Origin of the sequence: Gordonia sp. GONU, assembly GCF_024733855.1 — a bacterium.
GTDB classification, from domain to species: domain Bacteria; phylum Actinomycetota; class Actinomycetes; order Mycobacteriales; family Mycobacteriaceae; genus Gordonia; species Gordonia amicalis.
Map to the genome: position 1 here is coordinate 67,174 of NZ_JANRHB010000018.1, position 17,686 is coordinate 84,859.

19 protein-coding genes are annotated in these 17,686 nt (G+C 68.2%); 7 read left to right on the forward strand and 12 right to left on the reverse strand.

Annotated features, from left to right (window positions below):
- The first annotated feature begins 30 nt into the window (after nt 1-30).
- Nucleotides 31-1,077 carry an iron-containing redox enzyme family protein gene (locus NWF34_RS16360; RefSeq protein ID WP_258325518.1) on the forward strand — a complete coding sequence of 349 codons (1,047 nt, stop codon included), beginning with the start codon at nt 31-33 and terminating at the stop codon, nt 1,075-1,077.
- A 9-nt stretch (nt 1,078-1,086) separates the two neighbouring features.
- Here the strand turns inward: NWF34_RS16360 and NWF34_RS16365 are convergent, their stop codons facing one another.
- Genes NWF34_RS16365 through NWF34_RS16375 form a run of 3 tightly spaced genes read right to left on the reverse strand, consistent with a single transcriptional unit; the run spans nt 1,087 to nt 2,711 of the window.
- Nucleotides 1,087-1,329 (reverse strand): CDGSH iron-sulfur domain-containing protein, encoded by a 243-nt coding sequence (locus NWF34_RS16365; protein WP_024497309.1) that lies wholly within the window; start codon nt 1,327-1,329, stop codon nt 1,087-1,089.
- A complete protein-coding gene (locus tag NWF34_RS16370; protein WP_024497308.1) occupies nt 1,326-2,084 on the reverse strand; it encodes a HemK2/MTQ2 family protein methyltransferase in 759 nt (252 codons plus the stop codon). The genes NWF34_RS16365 and NWF34_RS16370 overlap by 4 nt, the downstream gene beginning before the upstream one ends.
- A gap of 36 nt (nt 2,085-2,120) precedes the next feature.
- The gene (locus tag NWF34_RS16375) at nt 2,121-2,711 is read right to left on the reverse strand and encodes a suppressor of fused domain protein (protein ID WP_024497307.1); all 591 of its coding nucleotides are present in this window, start codon (nt 2,709-2,711) and stop codon (nt 2,121-2,123) included.
- A 58-nt stretch (nt 2,712-2,769) separates the two neighbouring features.
- Here NWF34_RS16375 and NWF34_RS16380 point away from each other — a divergent pair, with 58 nt between their 5' ends.
- Nucleotides 2,770-3,474: a metallophosphoesterase gene (locus NWF34_RS16380; protein WP_024497306.1), complete on the forward strand. Its 705-nt coding sequence runs from the start codon at nt 2,770-2,772 to the stop codon at nt 3,472-3,474.
- Nucleotides 3,464-4,321: a chromosome partitioning protein ParB gene (locus NWF34_RS16385; protein WP_024497305.1), complete on the forward strand. Its 858-nt coding sequence runs from the start codon at nt 3,464-3,466 to the stop codon at nt 4,319-4,321. The genes NWF34_RS16380 and NWF34_RS16385 overlap by 11 nt, the downstream gene beginning before the upstream one ends.
- Before the next feature lie 28 nt (nt 4,322-4,349).
- On the opposite strand, the gene NWF34_RS16390 is transcribed toward NWF34_RS16385, so the two are convergent.
- The 5 genes from NWF34_RS16390 to NWF34_RS16410 form a co-directional block, all read right to left on the reverse strand.
- A complete protein-coding gene (locus NWF34_RS16390) occupies nt 4,350-5,531 on the reverse strand; it encodes an ABC transporter ATP-binding protein (protein WP_024497304.1) in 1,182 nt (393 codons plus the stop codon).
- Nucleotides 5,532-5,534: 3 nt separating this feature from the next.
- The gene (locus tag NWF34_RS16395; RefSeq protein ID WP_006437251.1) at nt 5,535-6,365 is read right to left on the reverse strand and encodes a carbohydrate ABC transporter permease; all 831 of its coding nucleotides are present in this window, start codon (nt 6,363-6,365) and stop codon (nt 5,535-5,537) included.
- Nucleotides 6,366-6,369: 4 nt separating this feature from the next.
- A complete protein-coding gene (locus NWF34_RS16400; protein ID WP_081712364.1) occupies nt 6,370-7,608 on the reverse strand; it encodes a sugar ABC transporter permease in 1,239 nt (412 codons plus the stop codon).
- Nucleotides 7,605-9,056 carry an extracellular solute-binding protein gene (locus tag NWF34_RS16405; RefSeq protein ID WP_258325519.1) on the reverse strand — a complete coding sequence of 484 codons (1,452 nt, stop codon included), beginning with the start codon at nt 9,054-9,056 and terminating at the stop codon, nt 7,605-7,607. The genes NWF34_RS16400 and NWF34_RS16405 overlap by 4 nt, the downstream gene beginning before the upstream one ends.
- A 165-nt stretch (nt 9,057-9,221) precedes the next feature.
- Nucleotides 9,222-9,710, reverse strand: coding sequence for a general stress protein (locus NWF34_RS16410; protein WP_024497301.1), 489 nt, complete (start codon nt 9,708-9,710; stop codon nt 9,222-9,224).
- 84 nt (nt 9,711-9,794) lie between these two features.
- On the opposite strand from NWF34_RS16410, the gene NWF34_RS16415 reads away from it, so the two are divergent.
- The 4 genes from NWF34_RS16415 (at nt 9,795) to NWF34_RS16430 (ending at nt 14,320) form a co-directional block, all read left to right on the forward strand.
- Entirely contained in the window at nt 9,795-11,108 is a 1,314-nt protein-coding gene (locus NWF34_RS16415; protein ID WP_024497300.1) for a magnesium transporter MgtE N-terminal domain-containing protein, read from the forward strand.
- The gene (locus NWF34_RS16420; protein WP_024497299.1) at nt 11,105-11,626 is read left to right on the forward strand and encodes a DUF1003 domain-containing protein; all 522 of its coding nucleotides are present in this window, start codon (nt 11,105-11,107) and stop codon (nt 11,624-11,626) included. Before NWF34_RS16415 ends, NWF34_RS16420 begins: the two co-directional genes overlap by 4 nt.
- Before the next feature lie 368 nt (nt 11,627-11,994).
- Complete coding sequence (locus NWF34_RS16425) at nt 11,995-13,104, forward strand: lytic transglycosylase domain-containing protein (RefSeq protein ID WP_006437245.1); 1,110 nt, start codon at nt 11,995-11,997, stop codon at nt 13,102-13,104.
- Nucleotides 13,105-13,174: 70 nt separating this feature from the next.
- The gene (locus tag NWF34_RS16430) at nt 13,175-14,320 is read left to right on the forward strand and encodes an Mrp/NBP35 family ATP-binding protein (protein ID WP_024497298.1); all 1,146 of its coding nucleotides are present in this window, start codon (nt 13,175-13,177) and stop codon (nt 14,318-14,320) included.
- A 10-nt stretch (nt 14,321-14,330) separates the two neighbouring features.
- Here the strand turns inward: NWF34_RS16430 and tatB are convergent, their stop codons facing one another.
- From tatB to sigE, 4 genes are all read right to left on the reverse strand, one after another.
- On the reverse strand, nt 14,331-14,795 hold the full coding sequence (gene tatB, locus NWF34_RS16435; RefSeq protein WP_006437243.1) for a Sec-independent protein translocase protein TatB: 465 nt from the start codon (nt 14,793-14,795) through the stop codon (nt 14,331-14,333).
- Nucleotides 14,796-14,811: 16 nt separating this feature from the next.
- Nucleotides 14,812-16,350, reverse strand: a complete 1,539-nt coding sequence (locus NWF34_RS16440) for a trypsin-like peptidase domain-containing protein (RefSeq protein ID WP_035760072.1) — start codon at nt 16,348-16,350, stop codon at nt 14,812-14,814.
- The gene (locus NWF34_RS16445) at nt 16,347-16,868 is read right to left on the reverse strand and encodes a hypothetical protein (protein WP_024497295.1); all 522 of its coding nucleotides are present in this window, start codon (nt 16,866-16,868) and stop codon (nt 16,347-16,349) included. The genes NWF34_RS16440 and NWF34_RS16445 overlap by 4 nt, the downstream gene beginning before the upstream one ends.
- Nucleotides 16,869-17,071: 203 nt before the next feature.
- Nucleotides 17,072-17,686 (reverse strand): RNA polymerase sigma factor SigE (gene sigE / locus NWF34_RS16450; RefSeq protein ID WP_375295679.1); only part of this gene is annotated, 615 nt, incomplete at its 5' end.

Sequence of the window (17,686 nt, forward strand, 5' to 3'; positions counted from 1 at the left end):
GCCCGGCGTCGCGGACCAGAGGAGTGAGGAGTGCTGGTGTCAGCTCAGGCGATCGCTGCGGATCCGACCACGGTCGGGGTCTTTCGCATCCCGACGCTGCCACAGGCACGCGGTCCCCTGTCCCAGGCGGTGATCGACCTGCTGCGCAGCGATCCCGATACGACACCGACCGTCGACGTCACCGCAGCACTGCACGACCCGGACCCCTACGGCGACGACCTGCAGCTCGCGCTCTACCTCTGCTACGAGATGCACTACGTCGGATTCGCCGACGCCGATGTCACGTGGGAGTGGCAGCCGGCGCTGCTGTCGCTGCGCGCCGAACTCGAGCGGCGGTTCCTGGAGGCCCTCCACCGCGACGTACCCGCGGCCGCCGAGGACGAGTCCGTGCAGGTCGAGATGGACGAACTCTGCATCGAGAACCTCGACGGCGACGGCGCGTCGTACTTCCTCCGCGACAACGGGACCTGGGAGCAATACCGCCAGATGTTCGCACTGCGGTCGCTGTATCACCTCAAGGAGGCCGATCCGCACGCCTGGGCGATCCCGCGACTACGCGGGCAGGCCAAGGCGTCTTTCGTCGCAGTCGAATTCGATGAGTTCGGCGGGGGTCGCGGTCGTGCCGTGCACCAGGAGCTCTTCGCCGACCTGCTCCGCGCGTCGGAGCTGTCCGCCGACTATCTCGGCTACCTCGACTCCGTCCCCGCCGCCGCCCTGACGCCGGTGAACCTGATGTCGCTCTTCGGTCTTCACCGCCGCTACCGCGGTGCGGCCGTCGGACACCTCGCGGCCACCGAGATCACCTCACCGCCCGGGTCCCAGCGACTCCTCGCCGGACTCGAACGGCTCGACGCACCCGAGGCCTGCCGGCACTTCTACCGCGAACACGTCGAGGCCGACGCGGTCCACGAGCAGATTCTGCGCACCGACGTGGTCGGCGACCTCGTCCGAACGGATCCGAGCGCCGAGGCCGACGTCATCTTCGGGATCCGCGCCTTCTTGTTCGTGGAGGACGCACTCGAAGCACACGTGATGGGTGCTTGGGAACGCGGCGAGAGCGCTTTCCCCGGGATCTAGAAGAACGAACTAGTCAGCCGAGCGCCGACGTCGCTTGCGATGACTCGTGTCGCACAGCGGATAGTTCTTGCTGCGACCGCACGCGCAGATGGCGACCATGAAGCGGTCGGACTGCACACGGCAGCCATCCGGTAGTTCGATGTCGACCGGCCCTTCGACGAGCACCGGTCCTCCGCGGACGACCCGCACCGCGGTGCGCTCGGTGCCCGCGCCGTTCTCGGTTCGCGCCACGGTGACGTCCTCCAGGGTCATGCCGAATGCTCCGTGTCAGTAGTGTGACCCTCTGCCGGCTCCCCGTCGACCTTCCGGTCGCCCGGTGCGACGGCTGCGATGCCGACCAGTCGCTCGACGCGGCATCCGCGCTCGAGCAGTCCGCGTTCCTCGAGCCACTCGGCCCGGGCGGTCATGACGGGACCGAACGGGATGAACCGCTCCGAGACGACCTCGGCGTGCAGACCGGCGGCATGAAGAGCCCGCAGCGACGCCTCCTCGTCGGCGAACTCGGAATGCACCAGCAGGAACGCTCCGCCGGGACGCAGCAGCGTCGGGACGTGTGCACACAGGAGGTCCAACACCGCCCGACCGTCGAGGCCCGCATCCCAGGCATGCGACGGTCCCGCCGGGTGATAACGGGGATCGTCGACCGGGGGGGTCGGTACGTAGGGAGGGTTGCAGGTCACGACGTCGTACTGCCCGACGTGACGGGTCAGATCTCCGTGTTCGACGGTGATGGACACCCCCGCCGATCTCGCGGACCGGCGCGCATACGCGACCGCGTCGGCGGAGGCGTCGACGGCGGTGACCTCGGCGGCGCCCCGACCAGCGGCTGCGATGGCGATCGCACCGCTGCCGGTACACAGGTCGAGGACGCGTTTGCCGTCCACTCCCAGGGAGTGCACCAGGTCGATGAGCAGCTCGGTGTCCTGCTGGGGCAGATAGACCTCGCCGACCGCGGAGGCGGCGACCGTGGCTCGCGGCGATGCGGGCGATGCGGATGTCAGCGTCACCAGTGCATCGTTCCCGCCGGGGAGCCGCACGAAACCTCAGCCGGGTGTGGCCGAGGCGCGATTTGGTTCGGCGACATCGATGCCGGCCTCCTGCCAGGCGTCGCGCAACGCCTCAGCCCCCTTCAGTCGTACCCAGGCCGCCTCGTTCGCCGTGATCGGCACCGCCCGCAACAGACGGACGGAATCCATGGGGTCGGGCAACTCGACCTCGCCGAGTTCGTCGTCGGACAGCAACACCGCGGTGCAGGTGGCGCCGTCCCAGAGCGGTTCGCCCAGGTCGACGAGGGCGTCGGCGTCGAGGATCAGCCCCTCGACGGCGGGTGCGGCCGCCAGCGTCGCCAAGCGCCTGTGCAGACCGGGGAGCGGCGAACCCGCCCGCATGCGTACCACCAGTTCGGCCCGCGGCCCCCGCACCGGGTCGGCGTGGAGGTCGGTCGGATCGGTCATCGGGTGGCGTGCACACCCCGACGTGACGTACACCAGCTCACCGGGGGCGGAGTCGCCGAGCACGAACCGCAGGACGTCGATCGGCTCCACACCGAGGAACGTCACCGACGCTCGTTGTGGTTCGGCGCCCAGCCGTTCCCTGACATGTCGCCCGACGAGTTCGGTCACCGCTTCAGTCACGTCCGTCAGGCTACCGAGAAGACTGTGACCGATTTGAGCCCTCGTCTAGCCTGGAGCAATGGTCCGGGTTCTGGCGGTCGCCGACGAGGTGGTGGACTCTCTCACCTTCGGCATCGGGATCGAGGGGCGTCCCGACCTCATCCTCGGCGCGGGCGACCTCCCGTTCGACTATCTCGAGATCCTCGCCTCGCTGTGCGACGCACCCTGTGTCTACGTCCCCGGCAACCACGACCGTGAACTCCGCGGCTACCACCGCGGACGCACCGGGTGGACCCGTGCGGGCCTACCCACCGTGGATCCCGGTCCGCGCGGCGGGATCAACGCCGACGGTCGGACGGTGACGGTCGCCGGACTGCGGATCAGCGGTCTCGGCGGAAGCCGGCGATACAACGGCGGCACAAACCAGTACACCGACACCCAGCAACGACTCCGGTCGATGCGTCTGCGCTGCGGAAACGTTCTGTCGAGGCCCGTCGGTCCGGGTCGGGGCGGCACCGACATCCTGCTCACCCACAGCCCGGCGCGCGGGGTCGGCGATGGCGACGACACCCCGCATCAGGGTTTCGACTGTTTCCACCCGCTCGTGCATGCGTTGCGCCCGACGCTACTGGTGCACGGGCACGTCCATCCCTACGGCAGCAAGTCGCGCGATCTGCCGATCGGCGAGACGACGACGTCGATGAACGTCGTGGGCTTCTGCCAGTTCGACATCGATCCGGCGAGCCGGAACGTCGAGATCGTGAGACGCAGACATGGCGCGTGACACCGGATTCCCCGACGCCGACGCCGGCAACGACTTCGCCCGGCTGCGCCGCCAGGCCGAACGTGCCCGTCTCGCACAGTGGTTCATGCGTCAGCCGGCGGACGTCAACACCATCCTGCCGTTCGACGAGGTCGTCGCGGCGCTCGGGGCGACGGGCAAGACCGTACTCGGACTCCAGGTCGTCGAGGTGTCCTCGATCGTCGGAAGCGTCGACCGCACCAAGGATTTCGACCGCTACTTCCGCCCCACCTCGTCGCGGCTGCGGGAACGGTGGCAGCGGATCGCCGCCGCGCAACGCCGCGGTGAGTCGGTGCCGCCGGTTCAGCTCTACCGGGTCGGCTCGATGCACTTCGTCATCGACGGCCATCACCGTGTGTCGATCGCCATCGCCCGCAACCTGACCACCATCGACGCCTATGTGACCGAGATCCACACACGAATCTCACCGGAGGGCATCAACGCACCGTCGGACCTGATCCTCAAGGATCACCGCCGGCTGTTCCTGTCGCGGGTGCCGCTCGAGGGTGCGCAGGCCGAGGCCATCACCCTGACCGACCCGTTCGACTACGCCGAACTCGCGGAGAACGTGGAGGCGTGGGGTTTTCGGCTGTCTCAGGAGATCGCTGAGTTCCTGAGTCGCACCGAGGTCGCCCGGCGCTGGTTCGGCGAGGAGTTCCTGCCCGTCGTCCGCATGGCCCGCCGGGCCGGCATCCGCGACGATCTGACCAGCGACGCCGAACTGTACATGTGGGTGGCCTGCGAACGTTATCGGCTGGTACGCAGGCACATCTGGGACGAGAAGGTGTTCGACGAACTGCGCGACCACTCCCACCAGAGACGGCGGTAGTGGTCGCGCAGCGAGTCGATAACCGGGTTCAACGGCGGCGCAGCGACTCTCCCGAGCTCTGATCGAACACCGCCACCTTCGAGGCGTCGTAGAACAGCTCGGCGGTCGAACCACGGCGGACCATCGAATCCGGCGACAGGCGGGCGATGAGCTGACTGCCCCCGAGGTCGGCGCCGGAGTCGGCGGACAGCTCGGCGAGCGCGTCGCTCGACGCCCGGCTCGATCCGTCGCCGATGCCGAAGTAGGCGTAGATGTCCGAGCCCATCGATTCCAGGACTTCGATGTTCGCGGTGAACGTCGCACCCTGCCGACGCGTGGTGTCGTCGACCAGTGACGCGTCCTCGAGGTGCTCGGGGCGGATGCCGATGAGAACCTCACCGCTGCTTCCGACGTCGCCTGCACGCGACACCACGGCGCGGTGATCGTCGAGGGCGATCGTGCCGATCGCGGTCTCGATGCCGTCCGTGCCGAGGCGGCCGGACAGGAAGTTCATGGCCGGCGAACCGATGAACCCGGCGACGAACACGTTGGTCGGGTTGTTGTAGAGCTCCTGGGGCGTACCGATCTGCTGGACGTGCCCGCCGCGCAGGACGACCACACGATCGCCGAGGGTCATGGCCTCGGTCTGGTCGTGCGTCACGTAGACGGTGGTGGTCCCCAGGCGCTGCTGCAGCTGGGCGATCTCGGTCCGCATCTGCACGCGCAGCTTGGCGTCGAGGTTCGACAGCGGCTCGTCCATGAGGAATGCCTTGGGCGAGCGCACGATCGCGCGGCCCATCGCGACGCGCTGGCGCTGGCCACCGGACAGGTTGGCCGGCTTGCGGTCGAGGTACTGACCGAGATCGAGGATGCGCGCGGCCTCGTCGACCTTGGCGGCGATCTGATCCTTCGGCAGTTTCTGCAGGGTCAGCGGGAAGGCGATGTTGTCGCGCACCGACATGTGCGGGTAGAGCGCGTAGCTCTGGAACACCATCGCGATGTCACGGTCCTTGGGGGCGCGCTCGTTGACGCGCTCCCCGCCGATCCGCAGCTCGCCCGAGGTGATGTCCTCGAGGCCCGCGATCATGTTCAGCGTCGTCGACTTTCCGCAGCCCGACGGGCCGACGAGGATCACGAACTCGCCGTCGGCGATCTCGATGTCGACCCCGTCGACCGCGGTGGAGCCGTCCGGGTACTTCTTGGTGACCTTGTCCAGAACGATGTCTGCCATGGGTTATCCCTTCACGGCGCCGGAAGTCAGACCGGCCACGATTCGACGTTGGAAGAACAGCACGAAGATGATGATGGGGATGGTGATGACGACCGCGGCGGCCGAGATCGAACCGGTCGGCTCCTCGAACTGAGAGCTGCCGGTGAAGTTCGCGATGGCCACCGGTGCGGTGATCGCCCGTTCGGTCGAGGTCAGCGACAGGGCGAGAAGCAGGTCGTTCCAGGCGAAGATGAACACCAGGATCGCCGCGGTCACCACACCCGGCGCGGCCAGCGGCGCGATCACCTTGCGGAAGGCCTGCCACGGGGTGGCGCCGTCCATCTTGGCCGCCTTCTCGAGTTCCCAGGGGATCTCGCGGAAGAAGGCCGACAGTGTGTAGATCGCCAGCGGCAACGCGAAGGTGATGTACGGCAGGATCAGGCCCGGCCAGGTGTCGAAGAGACCCAGACGCCGCTCGATGTTGAACAGCGGTGTCACCAGCGAGATCTGCGGGAACATCGCGATCAGCAGCGCGGCCCCGATGAGGACCTTCTTGCCGGGGAACTCCAGTCGCGCCACGGCGTAGGCGGCCATCGTGCCCAGGATCACCGCGATCAGGGTGGTGATCAGACCGACGCCGATCGAGTTGATCAGCGCCGAGGTGAAGGCACTGGTCTCGAAGATCGACTTGTAGTTGTCGAGGGTGAACTCGGCCGGGATGAACTTCCCGTCGGTCACGCTCGACGCCGGCTTGAACGACAGGCTGATGATCCACAGCAGCGGGATGAGTGCGTACAGGATCACCAGGATGTTGGCGATCGTCCACCACGCCTTGGACTTTCCGCTCGAATTCACCGGATTACCTCCCCTCGTCGTCGGAACCCGGTGCGGCGGTGCCGAACCCCTTGATGAACACGAACGCGATGATCGCCACGCAGATGAAGATCAGGATCGAGATCGCCGATCCGACGCCCAGGTTGAACGCGCCGAACAGGTTGTCATAGCCCAGCATCGACACCGAGTAGGTGTTGTTGGACCCGCTGGTGAGAACGTAGATGTTGTCGAACACGCGGAACGCGTCGAGGGTGCGGAACAGCAGCGCGACGAGGATGGCCGGCTTCATCAGCGGAAGGATGATGCGCCACAGGCGCGTCCACGCACCGGCACCGTCGACCTGGGCGGCCTTCAGCAGGTCGTCGGGCACCAGCGCCAGGCCCGCCAGCAACAGCAGCGCCATGAACGGGGTGGTCTTCCAGACCTCGGCGAGGACGATGATCGCCAGCGACGGCCACTGTTCGGTGAGCGGCGCACTGCCGTCGGGCAGCAGGTTCGCCAGATAGCCGGTGCCGGGCGTCCACGCGTAGTACCACGAGAACGCCGCGGCCACGGTCACGATGCCGTACGGGATCAGGACGACGGTGCGGATCGTGCCGCGTCCGAAGATGGTGCGGTGCATCACCAGTGCGATGGCCATGCCGAGGACGAGCTCGATGAGCACCGACACGACCGTGATACCCACCGTGACGCCGAAGGCCGTCCACCAGTAGTTGTCGGTCAGCACCGTCGCGTAGTTCGAGAACCACACGAACTCCCGCTCTCCGGGCGCGGACAGGCTCATCTTGTTCAGCGAGAGCCAGACCGCGTAGATGATCGGATATCCGGTCACCAGCAGCATCATCAGCGCGGCGGGCGCGACGAGCCAGAAGGCCAGCCGCCGCTCGGCCGTCTTGCCCTCACTGCGCTTGCGGGGCTTCGGTGCCGCTTCATCGCGGCGTCGTTCGGCCACCGCGGTGGCGGCTGCCGATGACCGTGCCACGCCGACGGATCCGGGATTCGACCCGACCGGGTTCGCGGGCGCCGAACCGACCCGGGCCGAACCGGGTGGAACCTCGTGGCGTCCTCCCGGTGGCGCCTTCCACAACTCGTCGGAGTGCACGGGCGGGCTGTCCCCCACGATGGGGATCGGGCCGGTCTGGGCGGGCGCATCGTCGGGCAGCGCATGACGGCCGGGGCGGAACGCGGACTCGTCGGCGGAGTCGTCCTCGTTCGGTGCGCGCCCGCCCGGAGTGTTCCCGCCGGGTGTGTTGTGATCGGTCACGGAACCAACCCTTCCCCGTCGATTGCCTTCTGGACGGCCTCGGCGAGTTCGTCCACCAGTGTTTCCGGATCCCACGCCCCGACCGGACTCAGCTTTGCTTGCAGCAGCGTCGAGATCGCCTGGTAGTCAGGAGACTTCGGACGAATCGCAGCATGGTCGGGTTCGAGCTGACGCTTGATTTCCTGCGCCATCGGATAGGCGAGGCGGAAATCTGCGTCGTCGTAGATGGATTCGATCACCGGGGGCGGACCCGCGTTGAGCGAGAAGTTCTTCTGCGACGCCTCGCTCGTGATGCACTCGGCCGCACGGAAGGCCAGGTCCGGCTGCTCGGAGGTGCTGGCGACGGCGATGTTGATCCCACCGAGGGTCGTCTTGGTGGGCAGGCCCTCGAAGCCCGGGTACGGGGCGAAGTCGAAGACCTTCTGCATCTCCCGGTTGAGCGGGAGCACATCCCGGTCGGACGGCGGATTCTCGCTGTCGGCGTACAGGTCGGCGTACTTCGTAAGGTCCAGGAACGGGACGGATCCCGCGACGGCGTTCTCGCGCATGCCGGGGAACACGAAGGGCCAGTTGACCTCATAGAGCGCCTCACCGCTCTCCATGCCCAGGCGGGCGGCACCCTCGTCGGAGTTGGTCAGCGACGGGTCGGCGCCCGGTGCGGTGGCCACCGCCTTGAGTGTCCGGAGGGCGCGGACCGTGGCCGCGCGATGCTCCGGAGTGTCGTTGAGCGTGACCTTGTCGGGGTTCTCGGGGTCGACGACCTGGCCGCCGGCACTGACGAGTACCGAGTTGAACCAGACCATCAGGCCCTCATATTGCCTGCCCTGCACCATGATGTAGGTCGGTCCGCCGTTGCGGCCGCTGACCAGTGCATCCTTGAGCATCCCGTCCCATGTCGAGGCGGGACGACGGCGGTCGACCTTGTCCTGCAGCACATCCTTGCGGTACCAGAGCAACTGGGTGTTGGTGGAGAACGGGATGGCGTAGAGGCGTTCGCGCTCATCCTCATCCGTCTTCCACACCGCGGTGTCGAGCGGACCGCCGAGGGTCCGCGCGGACACCTCCGCGGCCATCGCGTCGGGCACCGGGACCATCCAGCCCGCGTCGGCGAACTCAGCGGTCCACACCACGTCCATGCCCATGAGGTCGAGCCCGGAATCGTTGCCGGCGAGGCGGCGGGCCAACTGCAGCCGCTGATCGTCGGCACCCTTCGGCAGGGGCGTCGTGACGATCTTGTACTCACCGTTGGATTCGGCGGAACACTTGTCGCCGATCGCGGCGAAGGTGTCGGCACCGTCGGCGGGTGGATAGAAATTCAGTACGCCCGCTTCATATCCCGAGCCGCACGCCGACAGCACGGGGAGCGCCGCGGCCGCGGCGACCGCCGCCGCGAGGACCTTTCGCCTTACGCGACTTGTGGTTCGATACCTGCTGACCCTGCTCCGCACGCAGCCTCCTCGATGTCGTACGCGGCGGAGTACCCGAGGTGCTCCGCCGTGAGCGTCCGAGGTGCAACGCTATACGTCACGATTCGTGACATGCAACACATTCGGCATGGGCGTGCCACTCCGTCGCCGATTGTGATCGCCCCGTGTCCGCCGACGGTCGAGACCTCACATCGTCAGGCGCGCGAGCATGTCGCGGGCTTTCTCTGCACTTTTGGGATCGCAGAGGACGTCGTAACGGCCGGCGACGAGCTGCATGGTCGACGCGAAGTCGCGCTGGCCGCGTGTCGCAGCATACGGAATCGTCGCCGAGATCACACCGAAGACCATGCCGCCGACGAGACCGACCAGGATCGGCCCCAGGGGCGAACCGGCGAAGACGAGTGAGACCAGGATGCCGAAGAAGAGGCCGAGCCAGGCCCCCGAGACCAGACCTCCGCCGATCACCTTGCCCCACGTCAGGCGTCCGATGACACGCTCGACCTGCATGAGGTCGACGCCCACGATCGTGACGTCCTCGACGGAGAAGTTCTCGTCGGACAGATAGTCCACCGCCCGCTGCGCCTCGGCGTAGGTGCTGTAGGAGCCGATCGGCCACCCCTTGGGCGGCGTCGGCAGTCCCGGCGTCTCCCGACCCGGGCGCATGGGATTCGTCATTTCGGGACCTCCCTGTGAAGTCGAGTCTGCTGTTCCGCGCTCGCCGACGGCGTTGGCCGAACCGATGGCACTACCCTTACTCCCATGTCGTCGGTGAGCAAGGTGTTCGTGGCCAGATTAGTCGGGTTGGCCGTCCTTGGTCCCGATGGTGAATCCATCGGGCGGGTCCGCGACGTGGTGATCTCGATCCGATTGTCGGGTCAACAACCACGCGCACTCGGCCTCGCGGTCGAATTGACCACCCGCCGAAGGATTTTCGTTCCCATGCTGCGCGTCACCGGGATCGAACCGCAGGCGGTGACCCTCAACACCGGCACGGTGAGCCTGCGGAAACTGCATCTTCGCCCCGGCGAGGCCCTGGCGATCGGCCAGATCCTCGACACCCGGGTCCGGGTCACCGACCCGGACCTGCCCGAACTCGCCGACGCCGACGTGACGGTGGTCGATCTCGGCATCGAACGCACCCGCACCCGGGACTGGGTCGTGTCGCGGGTCGCCATCCGCGCGGGCCGACGCGGTCTGCGCCGGCGTCACGAGACCCACGTCGTGGAATGGTCCAGCGTCCAGGGCATCACCCAGTCCGCCCTCGACCTGCCCGGCCAGGGCGTCGCCCAGGCGCTGATGCAGTTCGAGGGGATGCGCCCGGCCGACGTGGCCAACGCGCTCCGGGAGCTGCCGGCCAAACGACGTGGTGAGATCGCCTCGGCGCTCGAGGACGAGCGGCTCGCCGACGTGCTCCAGGAACTGCCACCCGACGATCAGACGGCGATGCTCACCGCCCTGGGTCGCGATCGGGCCGTCACCATTCTCGAGGAGATGGACCCCGACGACGCGGCCGACCTCCTCGGCGAGCTCCCCGACACCGAGGCCGAGGCGCTGCTCGAGGAGATGGACCCGGAGGAATCCGAACCGGTCCGTCGACTGCTGCTGCACTCCCCTGACACCGCCGGTGGTGTGATGACCTCCGAACCGATCATCGTCACCGCGTCGACGACGATCGCCGAGGCACTCGCACGCGTCCGCAACCCCGACCTCACCCCCGCTTCGGCGAGCATCGTGTTCGTCGTGCGTCCCCCGACCGCGACGCCGACGGGCAAGTATCTCGGCTGTGTGCACCTGCAGGCCCTGCTGCGCGAGCCGCCGGCCCACCTGGTCGGCGGAATCCTCGACACCGACCTCGCGCAATTACACCCGGAAGACTCGCTGGAGACGATGACGCGCTATTTCGCGACCTACAACCTCGTCTGCGGCCCGGTGGTCGACGAGGCCGGCCACCTGCTCGGCGCCGTCAGCGTCGACGACCTCCTCGACGAGATCCTGCCGCGCGACTGGCGTGAGACCGAACCCGAGGACGTCGACAAGCGGACCGGCGCCGGCGCGCAGGTGAGGATCCGATGAGCGAGCAGGGCGGTCGCAAACTCGACATCCCCAGCACCAGGCGCACCATCTCGTTCAACCTCGATTCCGACGTCGTCGGGATGTACAGCGAACGTGTCGCCCGGTTCCTGGGCACGGGCCGGTACCTGCTGATCCAGACCGTCATCGTCGTGGTGTGGATCGCGCTGAACCTGGTCGCGGTGACGATCCGGTGGGACCCGTATCCGTTCATCCTGCTCAACCTCGCGTTCTCCACGCAGGCGGCCTACGCCGCGCCGCTGATCCTGCTGGCCCAGAATCGTCAGGAGAACCGGGACCGCGTGGCGCTCGAGGAGGATCGGATGCGGTCGGCGCAGACCAAGGCCGACACCGAGTTCCTCGCGCGTGAGCTGGCCGCCGTCCGCCTGGCCGTCGGCGACACGGTGACGCGCGACTACCTGCGCAAAGAACTCGACGAGCTACTCGATGAGCTGACCGAACGGTTCGGTGCACGCAACGAAGCCTCGGACGACGCGGACGGCGTCGAGAAGTCCCGTTGAGCGGACCACGTCTCCAGGAGGTCCCGGCACCGCCCGATACCACTCCGTGACGTCACTCCAGTAACTTCTCTCCCATGGGTTTGCCGCCGTAACTTCTCGCGGCGCAGCGACGAAGTGAGTGACGACGAGTAAATGCGGAGTTCGCCATTGGGTCATCAGACCCAATATGTATGGTGGGTCACAGTTCGGCCGGATCCCGGTGTCGGTCACGACGCCAGACCCGGTTCGGACACATCCGCTCTCGGCTCCAGGCCGTGCGGCCGGAGCGGGCAATCACTGCGTCCTCGGGGGGCAGACGTGTGGTGTTGTGACAACGGAGTACATGTGATCGAGAAATCGGTGCTGGCGAACCGCAGGGGCGGTGGCCGATGAGCCCGCTGAACCTGGTGCGCCGCCGTCGTGGGCCGCAGCGTCCCCTGCACTTCCCGCGGCGAGCCGCGACGATCGTCGTCGGTGGCGCACTCGTCGGCACGATGGTGCTGGGCACGGCGTCATCGAGTGCGCACGGCGTGCTCGCCGCAGCGACCCCCGAACCCGAGGCCCCGGTCGTCGTCGCAGATGTCGTGCCGGGTTCGCCCGTGACGCTCCTGGGTTTCGCGCCGCCGCCGGAGAAGCCTGCCGCCGCGCTTCCCGCGCCGCAGTTCCGACTCGCGAACGATCTCCCCTCCGGTCCTCTCGGCATCCCCGGCGTGGTCCTGCAGGCCTACAAGCTCGCCGCGAACCGGGTCGGCGCCGAGAGTCCCCAGTGCAAGCTGCCCTGGTTCCTGCTCGCCGGCATCGGCCGCATCGAGTCCAATCATGCGAGCAACGGTTCGGTCGACCAGTACGGCACCACCATCAACCCGATCGCCGGGCCCGTGCTCGACGGTTCCCTGGCCGGCAACGCGGTCATCAAGGACACCGACGGTGGACGCATCGACGGCGACCCCGGGCACGACCGGGCCATGGGACCGATGCAGTTCATCCCCAGTACCTGGGCGTCCTGGGGCTCCGATGCAAACGGCGACGGCAAGTCCGACCCCAACAACATCTTCGACGCCACCTACTCTGCGGGACGCTACCTGTGCGCCGGGGTCAGCGACATCATGAGCGAGGGCACCCGCGTCGCGGCGGTGCTCCGGTACAACCGCTCGATGGAGTACGTCGCGAACGTACTCGGCTGGGCCGGCGCCTACGCCACCGGCGTCATGCCGACCAACCCGATCCCGGAGGCGAAACGCAAGGCGTCGAGTTCGTCGAGCAAGAGCAAGTCGAGTTCCTCCTCGTCCTCCACGCCGCCGTCGGGTCCGTCGTCCTCGTCGCCGTCGGTACGCAGGCCCGCACCGCCGCCGCAGAACTGTTTCATCGTGTGCCTGCCGACGATCACCCTGCCCGGACAGGTGCCCCCGCCGCCGCCCAAGAAGCAGGCTCCGGTGACCAAGAAGGCCCCGCCGGAGAACCGGTCGGGACCGGCGACGACACCGGTGCCCGTTCGCTGATCCGGCACCGCACGACCGCCTGCCGGGACCACCACCGTGGTCCGTCGGCGGCGCCGGTAGGCTGGACCAGATGACAACAGGAGTCGCGCCCACGGAATCGGCAGTTCGCGCCGCCCTGGGCAAGGTCAAGGATCCGGAGATCGGCAAGCCCATCACCGACATCGGGATGGTCAAGTCGGTCACCGTCAACGACGATGCGAGCGTCGACGTCGGGGTGTATCTGACGACGTCGGGGTGTCCCCTGCGCACCGAGATCGTCCAGCGGGTGGAGACCGCCGTCGCCGATGTCGCCGGTGTCGGTGCGGTGCGCGTCGAACTCGACGTGATGGACGACGAGCAGCGCACCGAGTTGCGCAAGAAGCTGCGCGGGGACAAGGCCGAACCGGTCATCCCTTTCGCCCAGCCCGGGTCCCTGACCCGCGTCTACGCCGTCGCATCCGGTAAGGGTGGCGTCGGAAAGTCCAGCGTCACGGTCAATCTCGCGGCCGCACTGGCCGAGCGCGGACTCAGCGTGGGTGTCCTCGACGCCGACATCTACGGCCATTCCGTCCCCCGGATGCTGGGCAGTGACGCCAAGCCCACCCAGGTGGAGCGGATGATCATGCCGCCCATCAGCCACAACGTGCGATTCATCTCCATCGGCCAGTTCACCGAAGGCAACACCCCGGTCACCTGGCGCGGACCCATGCTGCACCGCGCGCTGCAGCAGTTCCTCGCCGACGTCTACTGGGGCGACCTCGACGTCCTGCTCCTCGACCTGCCCCCGGGCACCGGCGATGTCGCGATCTCCATCGCGCAGCTGATCCCGGGTGCGGAGATCCTCGTGGTCACCACACCGCAGCAGGCCGCCGCCGAGGTCGCCGAGCGCGCCGGTGCGATCGCGCTCCAGACCCGCCAGAAGATCCTGGGCGTCGTGGAGAACATGTCCTGGCTCGAGCTCCCCGACGGCACCCGCATGGAGCCGTTCGGCTCGGGTGGTGGCGAGCAGGTCGCCGAACGCCTCACCCGTGCGGTGGGCGCACCCGTGGAGCTCTTGGGTCAGGTCCCGTTGGAGACCGCACTGCGCGAGGGCGGCGACGCGGGTGTTCCGGTGGTCTTGTCGGCACCCGACTCCCCCGCCGGCTCAGCGCTGCGGTCGATCGCCGCGAAACTCGCCGTCCGCAAGCGCGGACTGGCCGGGATGAGCCTCGGGCTCGACACCGTCCGGCACTCCTGAGGAGTTCCGGTCAGGTCGCGTCCCAGTCGGTGACGGCGGGACGGCCACCTGTACGACGCTCTGCTGGTGCACTGTCGGGCGACGGCTGTGCCGGGGTGTCGGTGTTCTTGTCGAGCGACATCGGCGCCGACACCGGCTTGATCGGTGGCGCCGGGGTGGTGCTGCGATCGACGGTGGTGGCGTCCTCGCCCAGGCGGAACAGCGAGTCGTCGCCGTCGAGAAGGTGCTTGGTGACGATCGAACGCGGCGTCATCCCCCGCAGCTCGTTCAGGTCCGCGAGAGGTTTGCGCAGATCCTCGAACTCCGGACCGAGTTCGTCCTTGAGCTGGTTGGTCGCACCGGTCGCATAGTCGCGGACCTTGCGGAGCGATTGCATCGACCAGGACACCGCGCCCGGGAGTCGTTCGGGCCCGAGGATGACCAGGGCGGCCACGACCAGGATCGCGATCTCGCCCCATCCGATACTGCTGAACATCTGCCTCGTCCCGGTGTCAGTCGCTCGCCGGCGTGATGGTGCCGTTGAACGTACGCCCGTCCCGCCAGTACTGGAACGGGATCTCTTCACCGATCTTCGCGGTCCGGACCGCGACATTCAACTCGTCGGCGCTCTCGATGGGCCGGTTGTTCAACGAGGTGATGACGTCGTTCTCGCGAACTCCGGCGCGTTCGGCCGGTCCGCCGGACACCACATTGCGCACCTGGGCGCCCAGGACACGCTCGTTGCGGACCGAGCTCGCGTTGATGCCGATCTGGGGGTGGTTGACCTTGCCGTCGCGGATGAGGGCTTCGGCGATGGGCTTGGCCTCGTCGATCGGGATGGCGAATCCGAGCCCGATCGAGCCGCCGCCGGCACCGAGCCGACCCGCGGTGTTGATGCCGACGACCTTGGCGTCGCCGTTCACCAGCGGACCGCCGGAGTTGCCGGGGTTGATCGCTGCGTCCGTCTGGATCGCGTCGATGACCGCGTCGGTGTCGGATTCGGCGTCGGGCGTGAGCGCCACCGCGCGGTTCGTGGCACTGACGATGCCGCTCGTCACCGTCCGGTTGAGCCCGAGCGGCGATCCGAAGGCGACGACCTCCTCGCCGATCTGCAGGTCCGCGGAACTACCGAGGACCGACACGGTGGGATTCCTCACGTTCTCGACCTTGAGCACCGCGAGGTCGGTCTTGGGGTCACGTCCGACGATGCGTGCCGGGACACGCTGACGGTCGAAGAAGACGACCTCGAGCTTGGCGCTCTTGTCGTTCGCGGCCATCGAGATCACGTGGTTGTTGGTGAGGATGTACCCCGCCTTGTCGATGACGAAGCCCGAACCGGTCGAATAGGCCCCCGACGCCCGGACGTCGATGGCGACCACGGATTTCTCGACGGACCGCGCCACCTCGGCGATCGGCGAACGCGGCTCCGAACCGTTTCCGGGGTCGTCGGTGGACAGCTCCACGGAATCGGTGGTCAGCGGCGCCGCCACCTCGGCGGTCCACCGCCCCATCAGACCGCCGACGACGGCGATGAGCAGCGCGATGATCGCGAGCGCCGCGAGCGCGCTCCAGCTGATGCGGTTGCCCAGCAACACATCCCGGACGCCGAGTTTGGGGCCCGGGTCGGTGGCCGGCGTCGAGGCGCCGGCCGTCAGGGCGGGATCGACGAGCCGCGCGGGGCTCTCCGGATCACGCCAGGGGTCGTTGCGCGGCGGCTCGTCCTCGGTCTGGCCGTAGGTGGCGAGCGGATCGCGCTGGAGGGTCTCGTCAGAGCCGGGCGGACGCCCGAATGCCTCGGCGAGGACGGGGTCCGGGTCGGCGACGTGCGGTTGCGGCGCGGGATGGCTGCCGGCATCGGCGGCGAACGAACCGCGCACTCCCGAGGGCCGGCCGAAGACCTGCGCCGTTGCCGGCGATACGGGGGCGTGCCGCGGCCGCCCGGGCGTCAGACGTTGCGAGTGTGGGGGTTCTTCGCGACGCGCGAACTCCGCGTCACCGCCGGGAGTCGAGGTGTCCTCGCCCTGGGGTCCGGTTCCGTCGGTCACGTTCACCTACCCCGACGGCGGAAGTTACGGCCGCGGCCGGTGTCGCGCATGAGCGGGTTCACGGGCGGGCGCATCGCCTCGCGGGCGCCTGGGATGCCGTCGGTCGGGGTGTCCGAGCCGAGGTCGATCTCGCGGGTCGGGATCTGGGAGAGCGCTCCGAGCAGCGAGGCGGGCACCGACACCTGGCCGGACTCGCGCAGGCGGGTACGAGCCAGGGACTGGGCTTCGACCGCCGCCACACACTCCGGGCAGAGCGCCAGATGGTGGGTGGCGCGAGCATGCGCCGACATACCGAGCTCACCGTCGACGAAAGCGGCCACCGCCTCGGGGGCGAGATGTTCGGTCGGGGCGAAGCGGCGTCCACCGGCGGTGCCCGGCGCGCGATAGCCGCGGTTGGGCAGGAAGGACGACGGGGCCGGAGTCCACGAGTCGGCCCCCCAGGAGGATCGCCGGCGACGAAGATTGGGGGTCGGGGGCTCGACACCGCCGCCCCGGGTCGGACGCCCGCGATCGCCGTCCATCATCGTCGGTCACCCCTCTCCACGACGTGTCCGCCGTACTCCGTTGTCATCGCCTCTGCCGAGTCTGCTCGCCACGGTACTCACCGTCGGCGGGCTGTGCCGCCGCACGGGGTGTGACCGGGGCCGCACGCAACGTCTCAGCTTATCCGAGTCAGACAACGACGCTCGTCGACTCGTGGTTCCCGAGCCCGACGAGCCGGGGATCGTCAGCTGTGCGCGCCGATGGCGACCGAACGGCTGCTGGTGTGCCCCTGGGCGGCCAGCGCGTCGCGGATGCTCTGGCGGCCACGGTGGATGCGACTGCGGACGGTGCCGAGCTTGACACCCAGGGTCGCGGCGATCTCCTCGTAGGACAGCCCCTCGATGTCACACAGGACGACGGCGGCGCGGAAGTCGGGCGCCAGCGAGTCGAGGGCGCGCTGCAGATCCGGGTCGAGGTTGGTGGCGTCGAAGATCTGCTGAGGGTCGGGGGTGTCGGCCGGCACGCGGTCGTACTCCTCGGGCAATGCCTCCATGCGGATCTTGCTGCGGCGGCGGACCATGTCGAGGAACAGGTTGGTGGTGATGCGGTGCAACCAGCCCTCGAAGGTGCCGGGGCGGTAGTTCGACAGCGATCGGAACACCCGGATGAAGGTCTCCTGCGTGAGATCCTCGGCGTCGTGCTGATTCCCCGAGAGGCGGTAGGCCAGGCGGTAGACGCGGTCGGCGTGCTCGCGCACCAGTTCATCCCATGACGGCATCAGCAGTTCGTCGCCGGTGGCGTCGAAACCTGCGGTGCCCGCCGGAACGGCGGGCACTTCGGCGGTGGAAACCCGGGAATC

Coding starts and splice junctions, on each gene's coding strand:
- NWF34_RS16380 (WP_024497306.1), top strand. CDS start 2,770: ATGGTCCGGGTTCTGGCGGTCGCCGACGAGGTGGTGGACTCTCTCACC.
- NWF34_RS16385 (WP_024497305.1), top strand. CDS start 3,464: ATGGCGCGTGACACCGGATTCCCCGACGCCGACGCCGGCAACGACTTC.
- tatB (WP_006437243.1), bottom strand. CDS start 14,795: ATGTTCAGCAGTATCGGATGGGGCGAGATCGCGATCCTGGTCGTGGCC.
- NWF34_RS16415 (WP_024497300.1), top strand. CDS start 9,795: ATGTCGTCGGTGAGCAAGGTGTTCGTGGCCAGATTAGTCGGGTTGGCC.
- NWF34_RS16390 (WP_024497304.1), bottom strand. CDS start 5,531: ATGGCAGACATCGTTCTGGACAAGGTCACCAAGAAGTACCCGGACGGC.
- NWF34_RS16365 (WP_024497309.1), bottom strand. CDS start 1,329: ATGACCCTGGAGGACGTCACCGTGGCGCGAACCGAGAACGGCGCGGGC.
- NWF34_RS16425 (WP_006437245.1), top strand. CDS start 11,995: ATGAGCCCGCTGAACCTGGTGCGCCGCCGTCGTGGGCCGCAGCGTCCC.
- NWF34_RS16430 (WP_024497298.1), top strand. CDS start 13,175: ATGACAACAGGAGTCGCGCCCACGGAATCGGCAGTTCGCGCCGCCCTG.
- NWF34_RS16420 (WP_024497299.1), top strand. CDS start 11,105: ATGAGCGAGCAGGGCGGTCGCAAACTCGACATCCCCAGCACCAGGCGC.
- NWF34_RS16445 (WP_024497295.1), bottom strand. CDS start 16,868: ATGATGGACGGCGATCGCGGGCGTCCGACCCGGGGCGGCGGTGTCGAG.
- NWF34_RS16410 (WP_024497301.1), bottom strand. CDS start 9,710: ATGACGAATCCCATGCGCCCGGGTCGGGAGACGCCGGGACTGCCGACG.